23 protein-coding genes, 5 tRNA genes and 2 pseudogenes are annotated in these 23,097 nt (G+C 70.6%); 19 read left to right on the top strand and 11 right to left on the bottom strand.

Annotation, left to right across the window (positions count from 1 at the left end; translation table 11 throughout):
* Window positions 1-155: 155 nt before the first annotated feature.
* The 4 genes and pseudogenes from RKD23_RS11415 to RKD23_RS11400 all read right to left on the bottom strand — a co-directional run bounded on the left by RKD23_RS11415 (window position 156) and on the right by RKD23_RS11400 (window position 5,459).
* Window positions 156-746 (bottom strand): GTP-binding protein, encoded by a 591-nt coding sequence (locus RKD23_RS11415; RefSeq protein ID WP_399652336.1) that lies wholly within the window; start codon window positions 744-746, stop codon window positions 156-158.
* Window positions 727-1,125, bottom strand: a complete 399-nt coding sequence (locus RKD23_RS11410; protein WP_424853581.1) for a DUF742 domain-containing protein — start codon at window positions 1,123-1,125, stop codon at window positions 727-729. Before RKD23_RS11410 ends, RKD23_RS11415 begins: the two co-directional genes overlap by 20 nt.
* A 114-nt stretch (window positions 1,126-1,239) precedes the next feature.
* Entirely contained in the window at window positions 1,240-1,653 is a 414-nt protein-coding gene (locus RKD23_RS11405) for a roadblock/LC7 domain-containing protein (RefSeq protein ID WP_003973453.1), read from the bottom strand.
* A 9-nt stretch (window positions 1,654-1,662) separates the two neighbouring features.
* Window positions 1,663-5,459, bottom strand: a pseudogene (locus RKD23_RS11400) (nitrate- and nitrite sensing domain-containing protein).
* 562 nt (window positions 5,460-6,021) lie between these two features.
* Here RKD23_RS11400 and RKD23_RS11395 point away from each other — a divergent pair.
* The 3 genes from RKD23_RS11395 (at window position 6,022) to gltX (ending at window position 8,647) form a co-directional block, all read left to right on the top strand.
* Complete coding sequence (locus tag RKD23_RS11395; RefSeq protein WP_424853580.1) at window positions 6,022-6,210, top strand: hypothetical protein; 189 nt, start codon at window positions 6,022-6,024, stop codon at window positions 6,208-6,210.
* A 183-nt stretch (window positions 6,211-6,393) separates the two neighbouring features.
* Complete coding sequence (locus RKD23_RS11390; RefSeq protein WP_424853579.1) at window positions 6,394-7,170, top strand: fumarylacetoacetate hydrolase family protein; 777 nt, start codon at window positions 6,394-6,396, stop codon at window positions 7,168-7,170.
* On the top strand, window positions 7,163-8,647 hold the full coding sequence (gene gltX, locus RKD23_RS11385; RefSeq protein WP_424853578.1) for a glutamate--tRNA ligase: 1,485 nt from the start codon (window positions 7,163-7,165) through the stop codon (window positions 8,645-8,647). The genes RKD23_RS11390 and gltX overlap by 8 nt, the downstream gene beginning before the upstream one ends.
* A gap of 60 nt (window positions 8,648-8,707) precedes the next feature.
* Here gltX and RKD23_RS11380 read toward each other — a convergent pair whose 3' ends face one another.
* Window positions 8,708-8,983, bottom strand: a complete 276-nt coding sequence (locus RKD23_RS11380) for a hypothetical protein (RefSeq protein ID WP_424853577.1) — start codon at window positions 8,981-8,983, stop codon at window positions 8,708-8,710.
* Window positions 8,984-9,057: 74 nt separating this feature from the next.
* On the opposite strand from RKD23_RS11380, the gene RKD23_RS11375 reads away from it, so the two are divergent.
* The 6 genes from RKD23_RS11375 (at window position 9,058) to RKD23_RS11350 (ending at window position 10,390) form a co-directional block, all read left to right on the top strand.
* Window positions 9,058-9,789, top strand: coding sequence for an HAD family hydrolase (locus tag RKD23_RS11375; RefSeq protein WP_424853576.1), 732 nt, complete (start codon window positions 9,058-9,060; stop codon window positions 9,787-9,789).
* 90 nt (window positions 9,790-9,879) lie between these two features.
* Window positions 9,880-9,951 (top strand) — tRNA-Gln (locus tag RKD23_RS11370).
* 21 nt (window positions 9,952-9,972) lie between these two features.
* A tRNA-Glu gene (locus tag RKD23_RS11365) sits at window positions 9,973-10,045 on the top strand.
* 63 nt (window positions 10,046-10,108) lie between these two features.
* Window positions 10,109-10,181 (top strand) — tRNA-Glu (locus tag RKD23_RS11360).
* Between the two features lie 20 nt (window positions 10,182-10,201).
* Window positions 10,202-10,273 (top strand) — tRNA-Gln (locus RKD23_RS11355).
* A gap of 44 nt (window positions 10,274-10,317) precedes the next feature.
* A tRNA-Glu gene (locus tag RKD23_RS11350) sits at window positions 10,318-10,390 on the top strand.
* Between the two features lie 44 nt (window positions 10,391-10,434).
* Here RKD23_RS11350 and RKD23_RS11345 read toward each other — a convergent pair.
* Complete coding sequence (locus RKD23_RS11345; protein WP_424853575.1) at window positions 10,435-11,079, bottom strand: MerR family transcriptional regulator; 645 nt, start codon at window positions 11,077-11,079, stop codon at window positions 10,435-10,437.
* A gap of 71 nt (window positions 11,080-11,150) precedes the next feature.
* Here RKD23_RS11345 and RKD23_RS11340 point away from each other — a divergent pair, with 71 nt between their 5' ends.
* On the top strand, window positions 11,151-11,645 hold the full coding sequence (locus RKD23_RS11340) for a DUF4188 domain-containing protein (RefSeq protein ID WP_424858216.1): 495 nt from the start codon (window positions 11,151-11,153) through the stop codon (window positions 11,643-11,645).
* Window positions 11,646-11,827: 182 nt separating this feature from the next.
* On the opposite strand, the gene ndgR is transcribed toward RKD23_RS11340, so the two are convergent.
* Entirely contained in the window at window positions 11,828-12,544 is a 717-nt protein-coding gene (gene ndgR, locus RKD23_RS11335; RefSeq protein WP_015036427.1) for an IclR family transcriptional regulator NdgR, read from the bottom strand.
* Window positions 12,545-12,731: 187 nt separating this feature from the next.
* On the opposite strand from ndgR, the gene leuC reads away from it, so the two are divergent.
* The 4 genes from leuC (at window position 12,732) to RKD23_RS11315 (ending at window position 16,037) form a co-directional block, all read left to right on the top strand.
* The gene (gene leuC / locus RKD23_RS11330) at window positions 12,732-14,162 is read left to right on the top strand and encodes a 3-isopropylmalate dehydratase large subunit (protein WP_424853574.1); all 1,431 of its coding nucleotides are present in this window, start codon (window positions 12,732-12,734) and stop codon (window positions 14,160-14,162) included.
* A 6-nt stretch (window positions 14,163-14,168) separates the two neighbouring features.
* Window positions 14,169-14,762, top strand: a complete 594-nt coding sequence (gene leuD / locus RKD23_RS11325; protein WP_424853573.1) for a 3-isopropylmalate dehydratase small subunit — start codon at window positions 14,169-14,171, stop codon at window positions 14,760-14,762.
* Between the two features lie 265 nt (window positions 14,763-15,027).
* The gene (locus RKD23_RS11320; RefSeq protein ID WP_404046280.1) at window positions 15,028-15,258 is read left to right on the top strand and encodes a hypothetical protein; all 231 of its coding nucleotides are present in this window, start codon (window positions 15,028-15,030) and stop codon (window positions 15,256-15,258) included.
* Window positions 15,259-15,395: 137 nt separating this feature from the next.
* The gene (locus tag RKD23_RS11315; RefSeq protein ID WP_404046283.1) at window positions 15,396-16,037 is read left to right on the top strand and encodes an HU family DNA-binding protein; all 642 of its coding nucleotides are present in this window, start codon (window positions 15,396-15,398) and stop codon (window positions 16,035-16,037) included.
* 105 nt (window positions 16,038-16,142) lie between these two features.
* On the opposite strand, the gene RKD23_RS11310 is transcribed toward RKD23_RS11315, so the two are convergent.
* A complete protein-coding gene (locus tag RKD23_RS11310; protein WP_404046286.1) occupies window positions 16,143-16,346 on the bottom strand; it encodes a hypothetical protein in 204 nt (67 codons plus the stop codon).
* A gap of 9 nt (window positions 16,347-16,355) precedes the next feature.
* Window positions 16,356-16,994, bottom strand: coding sequence for a 2-phospho-L-lactate guanylyltransferase (cofC, locus tag RKD23_RS11305; RefSeq protein WP_424853572.1), 639 nt, complete (start codon window positions 16,992-16,994; stop codon window positions 16,356-16,358).
* A gap of 166 nt (window positions 16,995-17,160) precedes the next feature.
* On the opposite strand from cofC, the gene RKD23_RS11300 reads away from it, so the two are divergent.
* The 3 genes from RKD23_RS11300 to RKD23_RS11290 are packed head-to-tail and all read left to right on the top strand — an operon-like array spanning window position 17,161 to window position 20,163.
* Window positions 17,161-17,931, top strand: coding sequence for a lysophospholipid acyltransferase family protein (locus RKD23_RS11300; protein WP_424853571.1), 771 nt, complete (start codon window positions 17,161-17,163; stop codon window positions 17,929-17,931).
* A complete protein-coding gene (locus RKD23_RS11295; RefSeq protein WP_424853570.1) occupies window positions 17,928-18,947 on the top strand; it encodes an NAD(P)H-dependent glycerol-3-phosphate dehydrogenase in 1,020 nt (339 codons plus the stop codon). Before RKD23_RS11300 ends, RKD23_RS11295 begins: the two co-directional genes overlap by 4 nt.
* A 58-nt stretch (window positions 18,948-19,005) precedes the next feature.
* Window positions 19,006-20,163, top strand: a complete 1,158-nt coding sequence (locus RKD23_RS11290) for a D-alanine--D-alanine ligase family protein (protein ID WP_424853569.1) — start codon at window positions 19,006-19,008, stop codon at window positions 20,161-20,163.
* A 70-nt stretch (window positions 20,164-20,233) separates the two neighbouring features.
* Here the strand turns inward: RKD23_RS11290 and RKD23_RS11285 are convergent.
* Window positions 20,234-20,756: pseudogene (locus RKD23_RS11285) on the bottom strand (DUF3515 domain-containing protein).
* Window positions 20,757-20,776: 20 nt separating this feature from the next.
* Complete coding sequence (locus RKD23_RS11280) at window positions 20,777-21,010, bottom strand: Lrp/AsnC family transcriptional regulator (RefSeq protein ID WP_003997603.1); 234 nt, start codon at window positions 21,008-21,010, stop codon at window positions 20,777-20,779.
* Between the two features lie 229 nt (window positions 21,011-21,239).
* Here RKD23_RS11280 and RKD23_RS11275 point away from each other — a divergent pair, with 229 nt between their 5' ends.
* Together RKD23_RS11275 and thiD are read left to right on the top strand one after the other, a co-directional pair.
* Window positions 21,240-22,205, top strand: coding sequence for a thiamine-phosphate kinase (locus RKD23_RS11275; protein WP_404046301.1), 966 nt, complete (start codon window positions 21,240-21,242; stop codon window positions 22,203-22,205).
* The gene (gene thiD, locus RKD23_RS11270) at window positions 22,202-22,987 is read left to right on the top strand and encodes a bifunctional hydroxymethylpyrimidine kinase/phosphomethylpyrimidine kinase (RefSeq protein WP_424853568.1); all 786 of its coding nucleotides are present in this window, start codon (window positions 22,202-22,204) and stop codon (window positions 22,985-22,987) included. The genes RKD23_RS11275 and thiD overlap by 4 nt, the downstream gene beginning before the upstream one ends.
* Window positions 22,988-23,097 lie beyond the last annotated feature (110 nt).

Genomic DNA, 23,097 nt, shown 5'->3' with positions numbered 1-23,097 from the left:
GCGAGACCGGCCGACCGCGACGCGTGGTGGCGTATGCCGATTCCTCTGCCGAAACGTTATGAACACCGGAGCCGGCCGTGTCAAAAGCCACAGCCGGCTCCGGAGCGTCTACGACAACCGTTGTACAACTGCCGTGCGCACGGCAGATTTGGCTCCTACCGCAGGCGGGCCATCAGCGCGTGCTCCACCAGCGTGATCAGCGCGGACTTCGCATCCGCGCGGTGCCGCGCGTCGGTGGTGATGATCGGGGTGTCGGGGCCGATCTGCAGGGCCTCGCGGACCTCCTCCGGGTGGTACGGCTGGTGGCCGTCGAACCCGTTGAGCGCCACCACGAACGGCAGCCCGCTGTTCTCGAAGTAGTCCACCGCCGGGAAGCAGTCCGCCAGGCGCCGGGTGTCGACCAGGACGACAGCGCCGATCGCGCCGCGCACCAGGTCGTCCCACATGAACCAGAACCGGTCCTGACCGGGCGTACCGAACAGGTACAGGATCAGATCCTGGTCCAGGGTGATACGGCCGAAGTCCATGGCGACCGTGGTGGTCGTCTTGTCCCCGGTGTGGGTGAGGTCGTCGATGCCCGCGCTCGCGGACGTCATCACGGCCTCCGTGCGCAGCGGATTGATCTCCGAGACGGCGCCGACGAACGTGGTCTTGCCCACGCCGAAGCCACCCGCCACCACGATCTTCGCGGAGGTGGTGGACCGTCCGGTGGAGACCGGACCGCCGCTAGAGCTTGCGAAGTCCACTGAGCACCCTTTCGAGCAGTGTCACGTCCGGCGCACCGGTGGTTTCGTCGCCACCCGGCTGGTGGATGGCGATCAGGCCGGCCTCGGCGAGGTCGGCCACGAGGATCCGGGCCACACCGAGCGGCATGGACAGCAGGGCCGAGACCTCCGCGACCGACTTCACCTCACGGCACAGATGGCAGATGCGCTGGTGCTCCGGAAGGAGCCCCATCAGCGCTGCCGGGTCGGCCGTCGTGCTGATCAGCGCCTCGATGGCGAGCTGGTAGCGCGGCCGGGTCCGGCCGCCGGTCATCGCGTACGGCCTAACCAGCGGCTGGTCGCCCTCGTCACCGTACGGATCGTCTGCGTACGGATCATGAGAGGCGGTGGGCGGGGTCATGAATCCTCCGGGCGGGACAGCAAGTCTCGGTCGGTCGTGCCGTCTGAGCAGGGCCGGTGGGGGGATTGTGTCGGCCGAACGGTGATTTGGTGAGGCAGGTGGATCTCGGGGTGATCAGTGAAGCAGACTGCCTTGGAGCTCGGCGCGCAGGTCGGGCGTGAGGACCGCTCCCGCGCGATCGACGAGGAGCGCCATCTCGTAGCCCACCAGGCCGATGTCGCACTCGGGGTGGGCGAGCACGGCGAGCGACGAGCCGTCCGAGACGGACATGAGGAAGAGGAATCCTCGCTCCATCTCGACGACCGTCTGCGCCACGTTGCCGCCCTCGAAGATCCGGGAGGCCCCGGCCGTCAGCGAGGTGAGTCCCGACGCGACGGCCGCCAGCTGGTCGGCGCGGTCCCGCGGGAACCCCTCCGACATGGCCAGCAGCAGGCCGTCGGCGGACACCACGACCGTGTGGGACACCCCGGGGGTGTTGTCCACGAAGTTGGTGATCAACCAGTTGAGGTTCTGTGCCGCCTGGCTCATCTGGCTCAACTAACGCTCCTGCTGGTGAGAGGGGCTGGGGAAGCTGCCGGTCTGGCCGGTACCGGCCTGACGACCCTGAGCGATGCCCCTGCGGAGATTGGTCAGCCGCCCGCGCACGTCGTCAGGCGCACGCGAGACCTGCGGACCGGCTTGGTGCTGTTGCTGCTGAGCCGTACCCGGGACGAGGTTCGCCCGGGGTACCCGGCGCGGAAGGCCGGACGTCGTGATGCCGCCCGCGGCCGGCTGCCGGACGCGCTCGGCCTGCCGGACGAGGTCGTCGTTCGGCGAGCTGCGCCAGGCGGTGGCTGCGGGACGCTGGGGGGCCGGCGCCGGAGCGGCGGCCTGCGGCTGCTGCGGGGCGGCCGGAGCCGCGCCCTGCTCGCCCTGGCGCTCCTGGCGGAACCAGTTGGTCTCCAGCGTGTCGTACAGCGGCGTACGGCCGTCACCCGGGCTCGGCGCCGGCGGCAGGGCCTCCGGCTCCGGGCGCGCGGCGGGCCGCTGCGCTTGCGGACGCTGCGGGGCGGCCGGGCGCCGGGCCTCGGCACCGCCCTGCTGGGGACGCTCGAACTGGCCCGTGGAGTTGCCGTCGTACCCCTGCGGGGCCGGGAACTGGCCCGTGGAGCCGTTCTGGTAGCCCTGCGGAGCGGCGAACTGGCCGGTGGAGCCGTTGTCGTAGCCCTGCTGGGCCGGGTACTGGCCGGTCGCGGCCGGGTTCTGCGGGGCCGGGAACTGACCGGTCGAGCCGTTCTGGTAGCCCTGCGGCGCCGGGAACTGGCCGGTGTCCTGCGGAGAGTTGGCATCCGGGCGGCCGTAGTCGGCGGAACCGGGCGGCAGACCCTGACGCTCGTCGGCCCGCGGAATCGCCGGCATCTCCGCGGTGGACCCGGGACCCTGCAGGTCGTCGATCCGGGGCATACGGCCCGTGCGGTCGAGGTCGGACTCCTCGTGGCCGCGCGGGGCGTCCAGCGAGGCACGGGAGACCGGCGGCTGCGCGTTGTCGTCGCTCCAGGCCGGCCGCTGCTGCGGCGCGGAACCGCCGGGCAGCTCGGGCCGGGCACCGCCCTGCGGCGGCAGCTGGGGCCGGCGGCGGCGCGAGCCGCCCTGCTCGGCGCCCGCGTCGCCGTGCTGCGGGGTCGCCCCGCCACGGGGACCGCCGAAGGCGTCCTGACCCTGGCCCTGGCCCGGGTTCTGGCCCTGGCCCTGCTGGCCGCGCGGGCCACCGAAGGCGTCCTGACCCTGCTGGCCGCGCGCACCGCCGAAGGCGTCCTGGCCCTGCTGCGGCCGGCCCTGACCGCCCGCGGGCGCCTGACCGAAGCCGGCCTGCGCCGGAGCCGGACGGCCCTGCCGGCCACCGGGGGCCTGCTGACCGGGCATCTGCTGACCGGCCGGAGCCTGCTGGTTGCCGGGACCCTGCGGGGCGTTCGGACCCTGCGGGCCACGCGCACCACCGGGCGTACCCGGAAGGGCGCCGTCACGGCCGGGCAGCGCGGCGCGCGGACCCTGGCCGGCGCCGAGCAGCCCGCCACCGGCGGCGGGGGCACCGCCACCGAGTGCGCCGCCGTTCTGGCGCCGGGCCGCGGCCGCGCCGGCGGCGGCCTGAGCCGCGGCCGGACCGCCGACACCCGGGCCCTGACCGGCCTTGGGCTGAGGCTTCTTGCCGCCCTGGGCGACATCGACGGGCAGCATGACCAGCGCGGTCGTACCACCGGAGTCGGACGGGCGGAGCTGGATACGGATGCCGTGGCGCTGCGACAGACGGCCGACCACGAACAGACCCATGCGGCGGGAGACGGAGACGTCCACGGTCGGCGGCTGCGCGAGCCGCTCGTTGATCGCGGCGAGGTCCTCGGGGGACAGGCCGATACCGGTGTCGTGGATCTCGATCAGCACGCGGCCGTCGGGCAGCGCGTGACCGGTGACCTTGACCTTGGTCTGCGGCGAGGAGAACGAGGTCGCGTTCTCGAGCAGCTCGGCGAGCAGGTGCACGAGGTCGTTGACGACCCGGCCGGCGACCTGCGTGGTCGGCACGGAGGCCAGCTCGATGCGCTCGTACTGCTCCACCTCGGACGCGGCGGCGCGGAGCACGTCGACCAGCGGGACCGGGCGGGTCCAGCGCCGGCCGGGCTCCTCACCCGCGAGGACGAGGAGGTTCTCGCCGTTACGGCGCATACGGGTGGCGAGGTGGTCCAGCTTGAACAGCGAGGCCAGCTGGTCGGGGTCGGCCGCTCGCGGGACTCCAGCTCGGAGATCAGCGACAGCTGGCGCTGGATCAGACCCTGGGAGCGGCGCGAGAGGTTGGTGAACATCGCGTTGACGTTGCCCCGCAGCAGGGCCTGCTCGGCGGCGAGACGGACCGCCTCGCGGTGCACGTCGTCGAAGGCCGCGGCCACCTGGCCGATCTCGTCACGGGAGTGCACACCGACCGACTCCACGGACGTGTCGACGTCCTGCGGGTCGGACTCGGACAGCTGCTTGACCAGCTCGGGCAGCCGGTCCTGGGCGACCTTGGTGGCGGTCTCCTGCAGTCGGCGCAGCGAGCGGATCATGGAGCGGGCCACGACGAAGGCGCCGACGAGGGACACGCCGAGCACGAGCAGGATCAGCGCACCCGAGATGATCGCTTCCTGCTCGGACTCGCTGCGCAGCTCACGGGCCTTCTGCTCCATGTCGTCGAGCAGCTGGGTCTCGATCTTGCGCATCTGCTCGATCTTCGCCGAGCTGTCGTCCACCCAGTCCAGGTAGGAGCGGCGGCCCAGGCCGTCGATGCCGTCGATCCGGCCGAAGGCGCGGTCGGCGTAGAGGTCGGCGTCCTTGATGGTCGCGTTGCCCTCTTCGATGGGCTTGAGCGTCTCCGCGGCGTCCTCGGTGCCGTAGATGCTGCGGAAGCTCGCGAGCTCGGACTCCTCGCTCTCCAGGGCCGACTGGCCGTAGAGGCGGTCGTTCTCGGAGAGGTCACCGTCGCTCTTGTTGTTCGCCGGGAGGGCGGCGGCCAGGACGGCGCGCTGGATCGACGCGTACTCCTTGGCGGAGGAGAAGGCCGCCAGCGTACGCGTCCGCTTGATCATCTCCGGGTTGCTGGTGGCCTCCGCCATGTCCTGGGAGAGGTCGAGCAGGTGGGTGATCAGGCGGTGGTAGGCCTCCACCGTCTGGGTGGAGTTGCGTTCGGACTCGTAGGCCTTGGAGCGGATCTTGGCGACGTTGCCGAGTTCGCCGACGAGACCCACGAGGGTGTCGCGCACGCCCTGGAGGTTGCCGTCCTTGGCGGCGGCGTCGATCTCCTCGGAGGCGTTGACGAAGTTGTCCATGGCCCGGTCCGTCTTGGTCCGGTAGCCCTTGATCGTCAGGTCGTTGGCCGTGGAGTCGTGCGCCAGCGGGCCGGCCGACCGGTCGCGCTCCTCCTGGAGGGCGGCGGCGAGCTCGGTGGCCTGCTTGGTCATGTCCGTCAGCAGCCGCATGTTGTCGAGCTGCTGCATGTCGTCCATCGACTGGTTGATGCGCAGGGCACCGAGGGTGGTCGCGGCGACCACGGGGAGCGCGAGCAGCGAGACCAGTCGGGTGGAGATGCGCCAGTTGCGCAGCGCTATTCGGGGGCCGGGGCCGGTCGGGCCCGTCGGCGGCTTCACGGACGGGGTGGGCGCGGCCGACGGTGCGGACCCGCCGGGACGCCCCGAGCGGTCTGCGTCGGACGACGTCGGGCCCTGGTTCTGGGCGTGCTGGGGCGAGGAGCCGACGGCCTTGGGGCCCGTCCCGCCATGCGGCTCCGGCTCCGCCGAAGCGCTGCCATCCCTCTTGAAACGTCCCTGCACTAGCGTCGCAACCTCTGGACCAGGCGCCCTTCCGAGTGAACGGAAGAACGGTGTCGGCGTCGTCGGGGACGCCCTGAATACGTCCCCGGATGGTCGTGAGTGACCGGCGCTGGCTTCCCCCTTCTCACCGCCACTCGGCGCTGTGTGCGCCCCTGCGCGCCGGTTCGATCCCGCGGCGGTCCGAGGAATTCCAGCACAGTGCAGGATCTCCAACAAGGCCCGTAGGCCAGGCCGCGACTTCCGTGACGGGCTGTGAGGGTCAGGTCACGAGCCGTACACCGACGCCTCCCGTATAACGGACATAGGCGGGCGATTCGCCGAGAGGGCCGTCGTGTCCCAGTCGCCATGATCAGGAGCGGAATGGCAGCTTCAGGGGTGCAATGTCCGTTTCGTGGGCATGAGTTGCGGGCCTGAATTGACCGGTTTGAGTGTCGATTCGTGAGCAAACTCACACGGGGATCATGGGCTCTTCACGCGTTCAGCAGGGAATCGGATGTTTAGCCTGACGCTTTACAACAGGTAACGCTCTGACAACCAGCCACACGACAGGATCCGGACAACCGTGAAGACGACGACGCTGTTCCGCCTCGCCAACCCGCGGCGCACCACGCTGGCGCACCTGACGGACGCCGACGAACTGCAGACCCCGGAGCGCCTGGAGCACTCCGTCGAACTCCCCGCGCAGACCGCCAACCCCCGGCGCACGATCCTGATGGAGCTCCCGGCCACGGCCGCCGCCTCCGCAGAGTAATACGCACGGCGCACGCCGACCGTTCGGGTCGAGCACGGCTCGAGCACCCCTGTAGACCCGAGGGCGCCGCGGACCACCCGGTCCGCGGCGCCCTCGGGCGTATATGGGCGCGGCAGCCGCCGCCTGCCGCGTTAGCCTGGAGCGTCAGATCCAGCCGCTCTCAGTCAAGGGGCCAAGCAACCCGTGCGCATCGCCAGGTTCTCCATCGACGGGAACGTCGCCTTCGGCGCGGTCGAGGGTGAGAAGCAGGACGAGCTCGTCCTCGACATCATCAAGGGCATCCCGTTCGCGGACTTCGAGCTCTCCGGTACGAAGGTGCCGCTGAGCAAGGTCCGGCTGCTGCCGCCGGTGCTCCCCAACAAGGTCGTGGCCTTCGGCCGCAACTACGCCGAGCACGCGCGCGAGCTGGGCAACGAGGTGCCCGAGGACCCGTTCGCCTTCTTCAAGCCCGCCACGTCCGTGATCGGCTCGGGCGACGCGATCCAGTACCCGTCCTTCTCCGAGGACCTCCACCACGAGGCCGAGCTGGCCGTCGTCATCGGCCGTATGTGCCGCGAGGTCCCGCGCGAACGCGTCAAGGACGTGATCTTCGGCTACACCTGCGCCAACGACATCACCGCCCGTGACGTCCAGAAGCGCGAGAAGCAGTGGGCCCGGGCCAAGGGCTTCGACACCTCCTGCCCGCTCGGCCCCTGGGTGGAGACCGACCTCGACCCGAGCGACCTCACCATCCAGCTCACGGTCAACGGCGACCAGCGCCAGCTCGGCCGGACGAGCGAGATGATCCACTCGGTCGAGGACCTGATCGTCAACATCACCGAGGCCATGACGCTGCTGCCCGGCGACGTCATCCTCACGGGCACCCCCGCGGGGGTCGGCCCCCTGGCTGTCGGCGACGAGGTCGCCGTCACCATCGAAGGCATCGGCACTCTCACCAACAAGGTTGTCAAGCGTGGCTAGCGCATCTGCCCCAGCAGTCCGTGTACGTTTCTGCCCTTCGCCCACCGGTAACCCGCATGTGGGCCTGGTCCGCACCGCCCTGTTCAACTGGGCCTTCGCGCGTCACCACCAGGGCACCCTGGTCTTCCGCATCGAGGACACCGACGCGGCCCGCGACTCCGAGGAGTCCTACAACCAGCTGCTCGACGCGATGCGCTGGCTGGGCTTCGACTGGGACGAGGGCCCCGAGGTCGGCGGCCCGCACGCGCCCTACCGCCAGTCGCAGCGCATGGACCTCTACAAGGACGTCGCGCAGAAGCTCCTGGACGGCGGCCACGCCTACCACTGCTACTGCTCCCAGGAGGAGCTGGACACCCGCCGCGAGGCCGCCCGCGCCGCCGGCAAGCCGTCCGGCTACGACGGCCACTGCCGCGAGCTGACCGCCGAGCAGGTCGAGCAGTACCGGGCCGAGGGCCGCGCCCCGATCGTCCGCTTCCGCATGCCCGACGAGACGATCACCTTCACCGACCTGGTCCGCGGCGAGCTGACCTTCACGCCGGAGAACGTCCCGGACTACGGGATCGTACGAGCCAACGGAGCCCCGCTCTACACGCTCGTGAACCCGGTCGACGACGCGCTGATGGAGATCACCCACGTCCTGCGCGGCGAGGACCTGCTCTCCTCCACCCCCCGCCAGATCGCCCTCTACAAGGCGCTGATCGAGCTGGGCATCGCCAAGGAGATCCCGTCCTTCGGCCACCTGCCGTACGTGATGGGCGAGGGCAACAAGAAGCTCTCCAAGCGCGACCCGCAGGCGTCCCTGAACCTCTACCGCGAGCAGGGCTTCCTGCCCGAGGGCCTGCTCAACTACCTCTCCCTGCTCGGCTGGTCGCTCTCCGCCGACCGGGACGTCTTCTCGATCGAGGAGATGGTCGCGGCCTTCGACATCAAGGACGTGAACCCCAACCCGGCGCGCTTCGACCTGAAGAAGTGCGAGGCGATCAACGGCGACCACATCCGCATGCTCGATGTGAAGGACTTCACCGAGCGCTGCGCCCCCTGGCTGAAGGCCCCCTTCGCCCCCTGGGCCCCGGAGGACTTCGACGAGGCCAAGTGGCAGGCCATCGCCCCGCACGCGCAGACCCGCCTGAAGGTCCTGTCGGAGATCACCGACAACGTCGACTTCCTCTTCCTGCCCGAGCCGGTCTCCGACGAGGCTTCGTGGACCAAGGCGATGAAGGAGGGCTCGGACGCCCTGCTGCGCACGGCCCGCGAGAAGCTGGAAGCGGCGGACTGGACGTCGCCCGAGTCCCTCAAGGAGGCCGTCCTGGCCGCCGGCGAGGCCCACGGCCTCAAGCTCGGCAAGGCCCAGGCCCCCGTCCGCGTCGCCGTCACCGGCCGCACGGTCGGCCTGCCCCTCTTCGAGTCCCTGGAGATCCTGGGCAAGGACACGACGCTGACCCGCATCGACGCGGCCCTGGCGAAGCTGGCGGCGTAAGTCACATATGCCGAGGGGCGGCACCCGGGAGCCCGGGTGCCGCCCCTCGGGCATCTCGCCTCAGTCCGAGTCGATCAGGTAGGCGCTCTCCTCGAACGCCTCCACCGCGACGACCGCCAGGACCGCGCCGGCCACCGCGTACTCCATTATGAGGCCCGGCCCCACGTAGGCCCGGCGCACGTGCTCGTCCGGGCCGATGGGCGCGGAGGCGGCCCTGCGGAACGGGTCGCGGGCCAGGACCCGCACCGCCCGGTCGAGCTGGGCCCGGCGCGCGGCGGGCAGTGTGTCGTACGTCGCACGGGCCTCGACGGTGAACTGGACGCGGCGTTCGCTCATGCCCCCGCAGTGTGCCAGTCGCCCCCTTCCTCGTATCCGCCCCGCGAACAGGTCCCCCGCGTTACGGTCGGTCCATGAGCATCCGAGCCGTGGTCTGGGACGTGGACGACACCCTTTTCGACTACTCGACCGCGGACCGGGAGGGTATGCGGGCCCATCTGGTCGCCGAGGGCCTGATGGAGGGGTACGGGACGCCTGAGCAGGCCATCACGCGGTGGCGGGAGGTCACGGATGCGCAATGGGCGCGGTTCTCGGCAGGTGAGACGACCTTCCAGGGACAGCGCAGGGACCGGGTGCGAGTGTTCCTGGGGGAGGAGCTGAGCGACGCGGAGGCGGACGCCTGGTTCGAGCGGTACCTCCGCCACTACGAGGCCGCCTGGGCCGTGTTCCCGGACGTGGTTCCGGTCCTGGACGCCCTCGCCGCCGGCTACCGGCACGGCGTGCTGTCCAACTCCAGCCTGACCGTCCAGGACCGCAAGCTGCGCGTGCTCGGCCTCCACGGCCGCTTCGAGTCGATCCTGTGCGCCGCCGAGCTGGGCGTCTCCAAGCCGGAGGCCGCCGCGTTCCTCGCCGCCTGCGAGGCCCTGTCGTTGCCTGCGCACGAGGTCGCGTACGTCGGCGACCACCCGGAGATCGACGGGCGCGGGGCCGCCGAGGCGGGGCTGCTCTCCGTCTGGATCGACCGGGAGGGCGGGGCCGTGACCGCCTCCGCACCCCGTGGCGGACACCGGATCGGGACCCTCTCCGAACTCCCCGCGCTCCTCGGCGCCGATACCCGTTTTGGAGCCCCGGACACCTTCGGGTAATGTTCTTTCTGCGCCGAGGGGCGCGGGCCGAGAGGCCGAAGCCCCGAGGAGCGAACTAGAACGAGATCCCCTCAGGGGCTTGAGTTCCAGTGGCCTATGGTGTAATTGGCAGCACGACTGATTCTGGTTCAGTTAGTCTTGGTTCGAGTCCAGGTAGGCCAGCTCGCAGAGCTCATCTGCAAAGCCCCCGTTGTGTAGCGGCCTAGCACGCTGCCCTCTCAAGGCAGTAGCGCCGGTTCGAATCCGGTCGGGGGTACAGATCCTTCCCGCGAGGACAGTCAGGGTAGCTCCCGCTGATCTCGATGTCAGGATCGCTAGGGCCCCCGTTGTGTAGCGGCCTAGCACGCCGCCCTCTCAAGGCGGTAGCGCCGGTTCGAATCCGGTCGGGGGTACTGACTGGTCTAAACCACATTGGTCTATGGTGTAATTGGCAGCACGACTGATTCTGGTTCAGTTAGTCTTGGTTCGAGTCCAGGTAGACCAGCTCGGGCCTGCGGCGTTGCAGTATTAAACGCGTGCAGTGTCCACGCCCCCGTTGTGTAGCGGCCTAGCACGCCGCCCTCTCAAGGCGGTAGCGCCGGTTCGAATCCGGTCGGGGGTACGAGTCCCAAGGGGCCTCCGCTTCGGCGGGGGCCCCTTAGGCGTTCACTCGAAGCCGTACCGCCGCGTCGACTCCTCCTCCTGCGCCAGCCGGTGCAGCGCCTGCAGCACCGGCTCGTTGAGGATGGCCCCCAGCACGGCGAACTCCACCCGCTCCGCGTCCGACGGGTACGTCTCCATGTTGTCCATGTCCAGCACGGCCGTCCGGTGCATCAACTCGGCGTACGGCGCGAGCTGTTCGGCCCCCCAGTCGTAGCCGAGCCGGCGGAACGCGGCCACCCCCGTCACCAGCGAGCGGTACGCGGGGGAGATGCTCGAGAGCTGCTTGGCGTTGTCCCAGCCGAGCCGGTCCAGGAGCGCGGCGACCTCCTGCTGCGCGGCCCGGACGAACTCGTCCTCCGCGTCCGGCTCCGGGTCCTGCGGAAGCTCCCACAGGGCCGCGCCCAGCCGGATGGTGCGGCCCAGGGAGTCGTCGTCGACGTGCTTGAGCACCTCCCGGGCGTTGGCCACCGGGACCTTGCCGACCTGGATCAGCGCCCGCACCAGGCGCAGCCGGCGCAGGTGCGTCTCGTCGTACTCCGCCGTGGTCGCGTTGATCTGGCGGCCGGGCGGCAACAGGCCCTCGCGCAGGTAGTACTTGATCGTCGCGGTGGCGACACCGCTGCGGTTGCTCAATTCGGCGAGCCGCATGTCTTGCGCCTTTCATTGGGTAGCGGCACTATCCAAGCATGGCGGACACGGAGAAGGCGACGGGCCGCGCTATGCGGCTGACGACCGCGGATGCTCGGGGGGACGTGATCGTCCTGCTGATAGGGATGCGGATCAACAGGTTCTGGGCGGTGCACCAGTGGCTCCCGGTGATGCTCGCGATGTTCCGGATGCTGGCGGAACTGAAGAAGGAGCCGGGGCGGGGGCTGCTGTCGCGGGTGCTGCTGACGGCTTCGCCGCGGACGTACTACGTCGTGCAGTACTGGGAGTCGAAGGCGAAGCTGTACGAGTACGCGAGCGCGGCGGATGCGTTTCACCGCAAGGTCTGGACGCGGGTCAACGGCATGGACCGCAAGGGGAAGGTGCGGGGGCACGTCGGGATCTGGCACGAGGCGTATGTCGTGCCTGAAGGGTCCTACGAGGCGATCTACGGGGACATGCCGGCGTTCGGGCTGGCGGATGCGCATGGGCAGGTGCCGCTCGCTGAGCGGGGGCGGTACGCGAAGGATCGGTTCGCTCATCGGTCGGGGGGCGAGAAGGCCGCCTGAGCGCCGTACGGCGGCTGTTCGCGGGCGGCTGCGGGCCGGTTGTGGCTGGTCGCGCCCACGCGGCGGAGCCGCACATTGATACAGCCCCGCGCCCCTGAGGACGTGCCCCTGAGGGAGTGCGAAGGGACGAAGCCGCCGCGGCGTTGAGGCCGCCTCGTCCCTGCGGCGCTTTCTTGTTGCTGTCAGCCCGTGCGGCGCAGGGCCTCCGAGAGGCGGGCTGCCGCGTCGATGACGGCCTGGGCGTGCATACGGCCCGGGTGGCGGGTCAGGCGCTCGATGGGGCCCGAGACGGACACCGCGGCCACGACGCGGTTGGAGGGGCCTCGTACGGGCGCGGAGACCGAGGCCACGCCCGGCTCGCGCTCGCCGATCGACTGGGCCCAGCCGCGGCGGCGTACGCCCGACAGGGCCGTCGCCGTGAAGCGGGCGCCCTGCAGGCCGCGGTGCAGGCGCTCGGGCTCCTCCCAGGCCATGAGGATCTGCGCCGAGGAACCGGCCTTCATCGTGAGCGTCGAGCCGACCGGGACGGTGTCCCGCAGTCCGGACAGGCGCTCCGCCGCGGCGACGCAGATGCGCATGTCGCCCTGGCGGCGATAGAGCTGCGCGCTCTCGCCCGTGACGTCACGGAGGTGGGTGAGCACCGGGCCGGCCGTCGCGAGGAGACGGTCCTCGCCGGCCGCCGCGGCCAGTTCTGCCAGGCGCGGGCCGAGGATGAACCGGCCCTGCATGTCGCGTGCCACCATGCGGTGGTGTTCCAGAGCCACAGCCAGGCGGTGAGCTGTGGGTCGTGCCAGTCCGGTGGCCGCGACCAGACCCGCGAGGGTGGCCGGACCGGACTCCAGAGCGCTCAGGACGAGGGCCGCCTTGTCCAGAACGCCGACGCCGCTACTGTTGTCCATGCAACGATACTCGCGTCTCACTCTGTGAAACGCAAGTTCAATTTTCTCCGGAACGCGCGACCCTTGATGCACAGCGGCCCGCGGACCAACGGGCCTGGCGGCGAGTGCCCGGATCAGGGGTGCGGGCGCCGTCTCCTCAAAGATCTCTAGTTGGGCCGGCGCACCTTTGCCGGCCGGAGGGAAAGCGATGGGTAGGACACTCGCGGAGAAGGTCTGGGACGACCACGTCGTCCGGCGCGCCGAGGGCGAGCCCGACCTCCTCTACATCGATCTGCACCTGCTGCACGAGGTGACCAGCCCGCAGGCCTTCGACGGCCTCCGCAAGAGCGGCCGCACGGTGCGCCGTCTCGACCTGACCATCGCCACCGAGGACCACAACACCCCGACCCTCGACATCGACAAGCCCATCGCGGACCCGGTCTCCCGCGCCCAGCTGGAGACGCTGCGCAAGAACTGCGCCGAGTTCGGGGTGCGCCTGCACCCGCTGGGCGACGTCGAGCAGGGCGTCGTCCACGTCGTGGGCCCGCAGCTGGGCCTGACCCAGCCCGGCACCACGGTCGTCTGCGGTGACTCGCACACCTCCACGCACGGCGCCTTCGGCGCGCTGGCCTTCGGCATCGGCACCTCGCAGGTCGAGCACGTGCTGGCCACCCAGACGCTGCCGCTGGCCCGCCCGAAGACCATGGCGATCACGGTCAACGGCGAGCTGCCCGACGGCGTCACCGCCAAGGACCTGATCCTGGCGATCATCGCCAAGATCGGCACGGGCGGCGGCCAGGGCTACATCCTGGAGTACCGCGGCGAGGCCATCGAGAAGCTCTCGATGGAGGCCCGGATGACCATCTGCAACATGTCGATCGAGGCCGGCGCCCGCGCGGGCATGATCGCCCCCGACGAGACCACCTTCGCCTACCTCAAGGGCCGCCCGCACGCCCCCGAGGGCGCCGACTGGGACGCGGCCGTCGAGTACTGGAAGACGCTGCGCACCGACGACGACGCCGAGTTCGACGCCGAGGTGGTCATCGAGGCCGCCGAGCTGTCGCCGTTCGTCACCTGGGGCACCAACCCCGGGCAGGGCTCGCCGCTTTCGGCGAACGTCCCCGACCCGGCTTCGTACGAAGACGCATCGGAGCGCCTCGCCGCCGAAAAGGCCCTGGAGTACATGGGGTTGGAGGCCGGTCAGCCGCTGCGCTCCATCAAGGTGGACACCGTCTTCGTAGGCTCCTGCACCAACGGCCGCATCGAGGACCTGCGGGCCGCGGCCGATCTGCTCAAGGGCCGCAAAGTCGCCGACGGCGTACGGATGCTGGTGGTCCCCGGCTCCGCGCGGGTCGGTCTGCAGGCCGTCTCCGAGGGTCTGGACGTGGTCTTCAAGGAGGCCGGCGCCGAGTGGCGGCACGCGGGCTGCTCGATGTGCCTGGGCATGAACCCCGACCAGCTGGCCCCCGGTGAGCGCTCCGCGTCCACCTCCAACCGCAACTTCGAGGGCCGGCAGGGCAAGGGCGGGCGTACCCACCTGGTGTCGCCGCAGGTCGCGGCCGCCACGGCCGTCCTGGGCCACCTGGCCTCCCCGGCCGACCTGTCCGACGCCGAGACCCGTACGCCCGCTGGAGTCTGATCAGCCATGGAAGCATTCACCACGCACACCGGCCGGGCCGTCCCGCTGCGCCGCTCCAACGTCGACACCGACCAGATCATCCCTGCTCACTGGCTCAAGAAGGTGACCCGGGACGGCTTCGAGGACGGTCTGTTCGAGGCCTGGCGCAAGGACCCGGAGTTCGTGCTCAACCGGCCCGAGCGGCAGGGTGCGACCGTGCTGGTCGCCGGCCCCGACTTCGGCACCGGCTCCTCCCGTGAGCACGCCGTCTGGGCGCTGCAGAACTACGGCTTCAAGGCCGTGATCTCCTCGCGCTTCGCCGACATCTTCCGCGGCAACTCGCTGAAGAACGGCCTGCTCACGGTGGTTCTGGAGCAGAAGATCGTGGACGCGCTGCAGGAGCTCACGGAGAAGGACCCGCAGGCCGAGATCACGGTCGACCTGCAGGCCCGCGAGGTGCGCGCCGAGGGCATCACCGCCTCCTTCGAGCTGGACGAGAACTCCCGCTGGCGGCTGCTGAACGGCCTGGACGACATCTCCATCACCCTGCAGAACGAGGCGGACATCGCCACGTACGAGGCGGAGCGCCCCGCGTACAAGCCGCGGACGCTCCAGGTCTGAGCCGCACCCCCTGACGGGGGTCGAATTCCGGCCACCCACAACCCCCGCTGTACCCCCGATCGCCCCGATCGGGGGTACAGCTGTTTTCGCGCTCGCACAGTCGTGCCCGTCGTCGCCCGGCGGGCCAACTTCCCTGGTTACAAGGCTGATTGCCGGGGTAGGCGAGCCGTCGGACCGTGACGGCGGCGGGAGTTCGGACAGCCTTTCGGCGTGGCAGTTGCCCCCCGAGCAGGCGACAACTCGCCCCAGATGGCACAATCTGTGCATGGAACACGACGGCCAACTCGAGCTCTATGCGGCGGTCGCGAACCAACTCAAGGAAGCGCACGCAAGAGTGCGCGCACTGCAAGTCCCGGAGGGCGTACGGATGGCGCTGGCCCGGAAGCTGCTGGTCATTACGGCCGCGGCCAAGCACGATCTCGCCGATGCGACAAGGCGTCTGGAGCGGTTCACCGCGGACCTCGATGCGGGGCGTCTGCCCGAAGAGGACCGCTGAACAACCCCGGTGCGGTCGAGTCCGTTGCGGCACAAGGGTGATAAGCCCGTTTCGTGTTTGATTTGCGGTATATATCTGCCTAACGTGCGAAAAAGCTTGAACACTTTCGTTCTGGCGATGTCTCCGAAGGGGAAGACGTGAACAAGGCGCAGCTCGTAGAAGCGATTGCCGACAAGCTGGGCGGCCGCCAGCAGGCCGCCGACGCTGTCGACGCGGTCCTGGACGCCATCGTCCGTGCCACGGTCGCGGGTGACCGGGTCTCGGTCACCGGCTTCGGTTCGTTCGAGAAGGTCGAGCGTCCGGCCCGCTACGCCCGCAACCCCCAGACCGGCGAGCGGGTTCGGGTCAAGAAGACGTCGGTCCCGCGCTTCCGCGCCGGACAGGGCTTCAAGGACCTGGTCAGCGGCTCGAAGAAGCTCCCGAAGAACGACGTCGCCGTCAAGAAGGCACCCAAGGGCAGCCTGACCGGCGGAGCTTCCGCGACCGTGAAGAAGGCCGCCGCGAAGAAGGCGACCACCAAGACCGCCGCCGCCAAGAAGACCACGGCGAAGAAGACGACCGCCAAGAAGACCACGGCGGCCGCGAAGAAGACCACGGCGAAGAAGGCCCCCGCCAAGAAGACCACCACGACCGCGAAGACCACCGCGGCCAAGAAGACCACCGCCAAGAAGGCGACGGCCAAGAAGGCCCCGGCGAAGAAGGTCACCGCCAAGAAGGCGCCCGCCAAGAAGTCGACGGCGCGCAAGACCACCGCCAAGAAGACCGCCACGCGCAAGTAAGCGACGGCACAGGGCACTCACGCGCCGGGCCGGACTCCCTCGGGAGCCCGGCCCGCGGCGTGTCCGCAGCGCTATAAGGCCTGTTCAGAAGGCCCTAAGGCCTGTTCAGAACGTCTGCAGGGTCACCAGAGTGATCTTGCGGGCCGTGCCCTCGCCCTCGGTCTCGATCCGCACCCGCTGCCCCGGGCGCAGCAGTCGCAGCCCGCCCGCGTCGAACGCGGCCGTGTCGAACGGAACCGGCGTGCCGTCGTCGAGCAGCACCTGTCCGCTGCGCGTCTCGGCGTCGTACGTGTATGCGGTCGCGTGCATGCCCGCAGCCTACTGCCCGGGCGACGTCAGCCGCTCGGCCGCCGCCGCCGTACGGGGGCCGACCCCGAGCGCGAGCGCCGCGCGCAGATCGTCACCGGTGTCCACGTCCTGTCGTACGGAATCCACCGCGGGCGGCGTGAGTTCCGTGGCGCCGGACGCGCGATGGCGGGCCCGGGAATCCGGGCCGAATGCGGGCAGCAGATCCCGGCCCGGGGCGGCCGCGAGGAGGGTCGTGCCGATTTCGGCGGCGTCCGGGAGAAAAGCGCGCGGGAATTGCGTCGCCGCGTCCAGCACCCGCGCCAATTCCTCCGGGCGAAGAGCCGGAAGATCGGCATTGAGGGCCGCCAGCGGGCTTTGGGGGCGCGAACCGCGGACGACCTCCTCGCCGTGCGCCAGCGCGGCGTTCAGGCCCGCGCGCGGCTCGTCGGGGACGATGCGCGCCCCCAGCGCCGCCAGCTCCCGCGCGGCCAGCGCGTCGTCCGTGACGACCGCCACATCCCGCACCGCGACGCAGGCCAGCGCGGCTGCCACGGTGTCCTGTGCGAACGCGAGCGCCAGCCCCGGCCGCACCCCGGCGCCGGCGGTGTCCGCGAGCCTGCTCTTGGCCAGCGTCAGGGGTTTCAGGGGAATGACCAACGTCCACAGCACGCGCTTCCGTCCCTCCCTAGTCGGGAACATTCTCCCCTGGGCCCGCACGGCGGTTCCCCCGGTCCCATCTGGCGGTTCCGGCGGCGGGGCGTACGGTGTTCTCGACAGACCGGCGGCCTGGGGCGACACTTGTGCGGCCCCCCAGGCCCTAGAGGAAGGTGCTCGCGTGCCCCGCCGCAGAATCGGCTTCTGGTACCGCTTCGCCGCGGTGATCTGCAAACCACCGCTGGTGGTTCTGCTCAAGCGGGACTGGCGTGGAATGGAGAACATTCCGGCCGAGGGCGGATTTATCACCGTCGTGAACCACAATTCGCACGTCGACCCCTTCGGGTACGCGCACTACCAGTACAACACCGGACGGGTTCCGCGATTCCTGGCGAAGAGCGGCCTTTTCAAGAAGGGATTCGTCGGCGCCGCGATGCGCGGCACCGGACAGATCCCCGTCTACCGGGAGAGCACCGACGCGCTCAGCGCCTTCCGCGCCGCGATCGACGCCGTGCACCGCGGCGAATGCGTCGCCTTCTACCCCGAGGGCACCCTCACCCGCGACCCCGACGGCTGGCCCATGACCGGCAAGACCGGCGCCGCCCGCGTCGCCCTGCAGACCAAGTGCCCGGTGATCCCGGTGGCCCAGTGGGGCTGCAACGAACTGCTGCCGCCGTACGCGAAGAAGCCCAACCTCCTGCCGCGCAAGACGCACCGCGTCCTCGCGGGCCCGCCGGTGGACCTCACGCCCTTCTACGACCGCGAGATGACCGCGGACGTCCTGAAGGAGGCCACCGAGGTCATCATGGCCGCGATCACCCGCCAGCTGGAGGAGATCCGCGGCGAGAAGGCGCCCGAGACGCCCTACGACCCGCGCCGCGAGCGGATCGAGCAGCGGCGTCGCACCCAGGCGCAGAACCAGGGCAGGCAGGCAGAGGGGCAGGGCACGTGAGCAACCCGGTCAAGCCGGTCAAGGCGGCTGTCTTCAGCGCCGGTTCATGGGGTACGGCGTTCGGCATGGTGCTCGCCGACGCGGGCTGCGAGGTCACCCTGTGGGCGCGCCGCCCCGAGGTCGCCGAGGCGATCAACTCCACCCGGGTCAACCCGGACTACTTCCCGGGCGTCGAACTCCCGGCGAACCTGCGGGCCACCACCGACCCCGCCGAGGCCGCCGCGGGCGCCGACTTCACGGTCCTGTCCGTGCCGTCGCAGACCCTGCGCGGCAACCTCGCCGAGTGGACCCCGCTGCTCGCCCCGGACACGATCCTGGTCTCCCTGATGAAGGGCGTCGAACTCGGCTCCGCCATGCGGATGAGCGAGGTGATCGACGACGTCGCCAAGGTCGGCGCCGACCGTATCGCCGTCGTCACCGGACCCAACCTCGCCCGGGAGATCGTCGCCCGTATGCCGGCCGCCTCCGTGGTCGCCTGCACCGACGAGTCGGTCGCGCAGCGGCTCCAGGCCGCCTGCCACACCCCGTACTTCCGCCCGTACACCAACACCGACGTCGTCGGCTGTGAGCTGGGCGGCGCCGTGAAGAACGTCATCGGCCTCGCGGTGGGCATCGCCGACGGCATGGGCCTCGGCGACAACGCCAAGGGCTCGCTCATCACCCGCGGTCTCGCCGAGACGACCCGGCTGGGCCTGGCGATGGGCGCCGACCCGCTCACCTTCTCCGGACTCGCGGGCCTCGGCGACCTGGTGGCCACCTGCTCCTCGCCGCTGTCCCGCAACCACACCTTCGGCACCAACCTCGGCAAGGGCATGACCCTGCAGGAGACCATCGCCGTCACCAAGCAGACCGCCGAGGGCGTCAAGTCCTGCCAGTCCGTGCTGGATCTGGCCCGCAGGCACGGCGTCGACATGCCCATCACCGAGACGGTCGTCGGGATCGTCCACGAGGGCAAGCCTCCGGTGGTCGCCCTGAAGGAGCTGATGTCGCGCAGCGCGAAGCCCGAGCGACGCTGAGCGAAGGGGGGCGCCGGACGCTGACTCGACCCCTACGGGCGGGTACGCTCATCGCGTTATGAGCACCGAGAACCTCCCCCAGAACCCTGAGCAGTCGTCCCGCAAGCCGCGGGTCGCCGTCGTGTTCGGCGGCCGCAGCTCCGAACACGGGATCTCCGTGGTCACGGCCGGCGCCGTCCTGAAGGCAGTCGACCGGACGAAGTACGAGGTCCTGCCGATCGGCATCACCCGGGACGGCCGCTGGGCGCTGACCGCCGACGCGCCGGAGCGCATGGCGATCACCGACCGCCGTACGCCCAGCGTCGAGGAGCTGGCCGAGTCCGGGGATGGCGGTGTGGTGCTCCCCGTCGACCCCGCGAACCGCGAGGTCGTCTACAGCGAGCCCGGCTCGGTGCCCAAGGCCCTCGGCGAGGTCGACGTGGTCTTCCCCGTCCTGCACGGCCCCTACGGCGAGGACGGCACCCTCCAGGGCCTCCTGGAGCTCTCCGGCGTCCCCTACGTCGGCTCGGGCGTGCTCGCCTCGGCCGTCGGCCAGGACAAGGAGTACATGAAGCGGGTGTTCACCTCCTTCGGGCTCAAGGTCGGCCCGTACGTGGTGATCCGCCCCCGCGAGTGGCAGCAGGACGAGTCGGCCGCCCGCAAGAAGATCGTCGACTTCGCCGGCGAGCACGGCTGGCCCCTGTTCGTGAAGCCCGCCCGCGCCGGCTCCTCCATCGGCATCACCAAGGTCGACGACCTCTCCGGCCTGGACGAGGCCATCGCCGAGGCCCAGCGCCACGACCCCAAGATCCTCGTCGAGGCGGCCCTGCGCGGCCGGGAGATCGAGTGCGGCGTCCTGGAGTTCGAGGACGGCCCGCGTGCCTCCGCACCGGCCGAGATCCCCCCGCCGGACGCCCACGCCTACTACGACTTCGACGCCAAGTACATCGACTCCACCCCGGGCATCGTCCCGGCGCCTCTGACGCCGGAGGAGACCGCCGAGGTCCAGCGCCTCGCGGTGGACGCCTTCGACGCCGCTTCCTGCGAGGGCCTGGTCCGCGCGGACTTCTTCCTCACCGAGGACGGCGAGTTCGTGATCAACGAGATCAACACGATGCCCGGCTTCACGCCCATCTCGATGTACCCGCAGATGTGGCAGGCGAGCGGGATCTCGTACCCGGAGCTGGTGGACAACCTGATCCAGGCGGCCCTGCGCAGGTCGACCGGGCTTCGCTGAAGGGACCCAGGGGCGCGGGGAACTGTGCGAGCAACCACGGGCGACGGTCAGCCGCGCACAACCCGCACCCCTACGGCGCTTCGTAGCCTTCTTTCCACGGCACGGTCTTCTTGATGGCGGAAGCCAAGTCGATCAACACAGCGGAACTGTCGACACCCTGAGGTACGACGACCTCCACATAGGCCTCCCGATTCGCCGTGGTGAAGCGGTACGCACCCCCCGTCCCGCTTCTCCATCAGCCAGTCGACACCCTCCACCCCACCGGGAACGGCATCGGGGTCGCGCCCCTCGGCCACCTCGGGGGAAACCATCTTCGGCGGCTGGGCCACCCCGCACCGCAGTATGATCGCCGGGTCGTCACCCCAGCCCGCGGTCAGCGCAGACGCCGGCGAGGGATCCTCCCGGCCCACACCGCCGACCTCGTCGGGCAGCGCAGCATCCAGCTTCCGACACAGCTCAGCGACCGCGGGGCCAGGGCTGGGAACCGCCGTGGACGCGCTGTCGTCCCCTGAGGAGCAGCCCACGGCGGCGAACAGCAGGGCGAGTGCGGGCAGCCCGACGACAGAGCGGGGCCGGTGACGGAAAGAGTGCACCGGCCAAGGGTAGACGGGGGCTACAGATGGACGACCGGGCAGGTCAGGGTGCGGGTGATGCCGTCCACTTGCTGGACCTTGGCGACCACCATGCGGCCCAGGTCGTCGACGGTGTCGGCCTGGGCGCGCACGATGACGTCGTAGGGACCCGTCACGTCCTCGGCCTGGATCACACCAGGGATCTTGCTGATCGTCTCGGCGACGGTCGACGCCTTGCCGACCTCCGTCTGGATCAGGATGTACGCCTGTACCACGGAACCTCCAGGGCGGCCACGAGGATCATGTGGGGAAAAGGAACGCCACGGTATCGCGTCGCCGCTCGCCGCGGGGAGACCTGCGGGAACCGGAGCTCGCGCGCCGGGGTGCAGGCACGACAGAAGTTGACGTCGTCATGACTGTATCGAGCACGGTCAGCATGACCGTATCGAGGACGCAGACGGCTCGCGACCGGGCACGGACAGGGACAGAAGGGGCGAAAGGCCGATGAAGGGCACTGTTGGTGAGCTCGGGGAGTTCGGGCTCATCAGGGAGCTCACCTCCCGTCTCACCACGACCCCGGCGGTCCGGGTCGGTCCCGGCGACGACGCCGCGGTGGTGGCCGCGCCCGACCGCAGGGTCGTGGCCAGCACCGACATCCTGCTGGAGGGCCGGCACTTCCGCCGCGACTGGTCCACGGCCTACGACGTCGGCCGCAAGGCCGCCGCGCAGAACCTCGCGGACATCGCCGCCATGGGCGCCGTACCGACGGCCCTGCTGCTCGGTCTCGTCGTACCCGCCGAACTCCCGGTCACCTGGCCGAGCGAGCTGATGGACGGCCTGCGCGACGAGTGCCAGGTCGCGGGCGCGGCCGTGGTCGGCGGTGATGTCGTACGCGGCGACACGATCATGGTGTCGATCACCGCGCTCGGCGATCTGCGCAACCAGGAGCCCGTCACCCGGGCCGGCGCCCAGCCCGGCGACCTCGTCGCGGTGACGGGCTGGCTCGGCTGGTCCGCGGCCGGCTACGCCGTGCTCAGCCGGGGTTTCCGCTCGCCGCGCGCCTTCGTGGAGGCCCACCGCCGTCCGGAGCCGCCGTACCACGCGGGCCCCGCCGCGGCCGGGCTCGGCGCGACCGCCATGTGCGACGTGAGCGACGGGCTGATCGCCGACCTCGGGCACATCGCGGAGGCCAGCAAGGTCCGTATCGACATCCGCTCCGGGGCGATCGACGTGCCCTCGCAGATGAACGACATCGGGCAGGCCGTCGGCGTCGACCCGATGCAGTGGGTGCTGGCCGGGGGAGAGGACCACGCGATCGTGGCGACCTTCCCGCCGGACGTGAAGCTGCCCGCCCGCTGGAAGGTCATCGGCGAGGTGCTCAACCCGTCCGCGCTGCCCCAGGTGACCGTCGACGGGGCGCCCTGGACGAGCAAGGGCGGCTGGGACCACTTCGGGGACCTGGAGTCATGATCCCGCGCGTGCTGACGGTGGCGGGCTCGGACTCCGGCGGGGGCGCGGGCATCCAGGCCGACCTGAAGACGATGCTCGCCCACGGCGTGCACGGCATGAGCGTGATCACCGCCGTGACCGCGCAGAACTCCCTGGGCGTGCAGGGGGCCTGGGAGCTGCCCGTGGCGGCCGTACGGGCGCAGTACCGCAGCGTCGTGGACGACATCGGCGTGGACGCCGTGAAGACCGGCATGCTCGCCTCGGCCGAACTGGTCGAGGCGGTCGCCGAGTTGATCTCCAGCACGGACGCGCCGGCCGTGGTCGACCCGGTCGGCGTCTCCAAGCACGGGGACGCGCTGCTGGCCGCCTCCGCGCTGGAGTCGGTCCGCACCAAGCTGCTCCCGGCCGCGACCGTGGCGACCCCGAACCTCGACGAGGTGGCCCAACTCACAGGCGTCCATGTCGAGTCCGAGGACGATCTGCGACGGGCCGCGGCGGCCGTGCTGGAGTACGGGCCCCGCTGGGTGCTGATCAAGGGCGGGCATCTGTCCGGGGACGCGGTCGATCTCCTCACGGACGGGTCCGCCGAGCACTGGCTGCGGGCGCCCCGGCACGACAACCGGCACACCCACGGCACGGGCTGCACCCTCGCCTCCGCGATCGCCTCCGGGCTCGCCAAGGGGCTGACCGTGCCGGAGGCGGTGGCGGCGGCCAAGGAGTACGTCACCGGGGCCATCGCCGCCGGGTTCGCGCTGGGCGGCGGGATCGGGCCGGTGGATCACGGCTGGCGGTTCAGGGGCTGACCTGCGCGGGGGTACCTGCGCGTGGGTTACCTGTCCGCGGGTACGGCAAAAAGCCGGCCCACCCGGAGGTGGACCGGCTCTGTGCAGCGAACCGGGGTGGCCGCGCGCTC

The sequence above is a fragment of the Streptomyces sp. SAI-170 genome (genome assembly GCF_049739565.1).
Lineage (GTDB): Bacteria > Actinomycetota > Actinomycetes > Streptomycetales > Streptomycetaceae > Streptomyces.
Note: the sequence above shows the minus strand (reverse complement) of the source record. Positions and strands in the feature narration are given on the sequence as shown.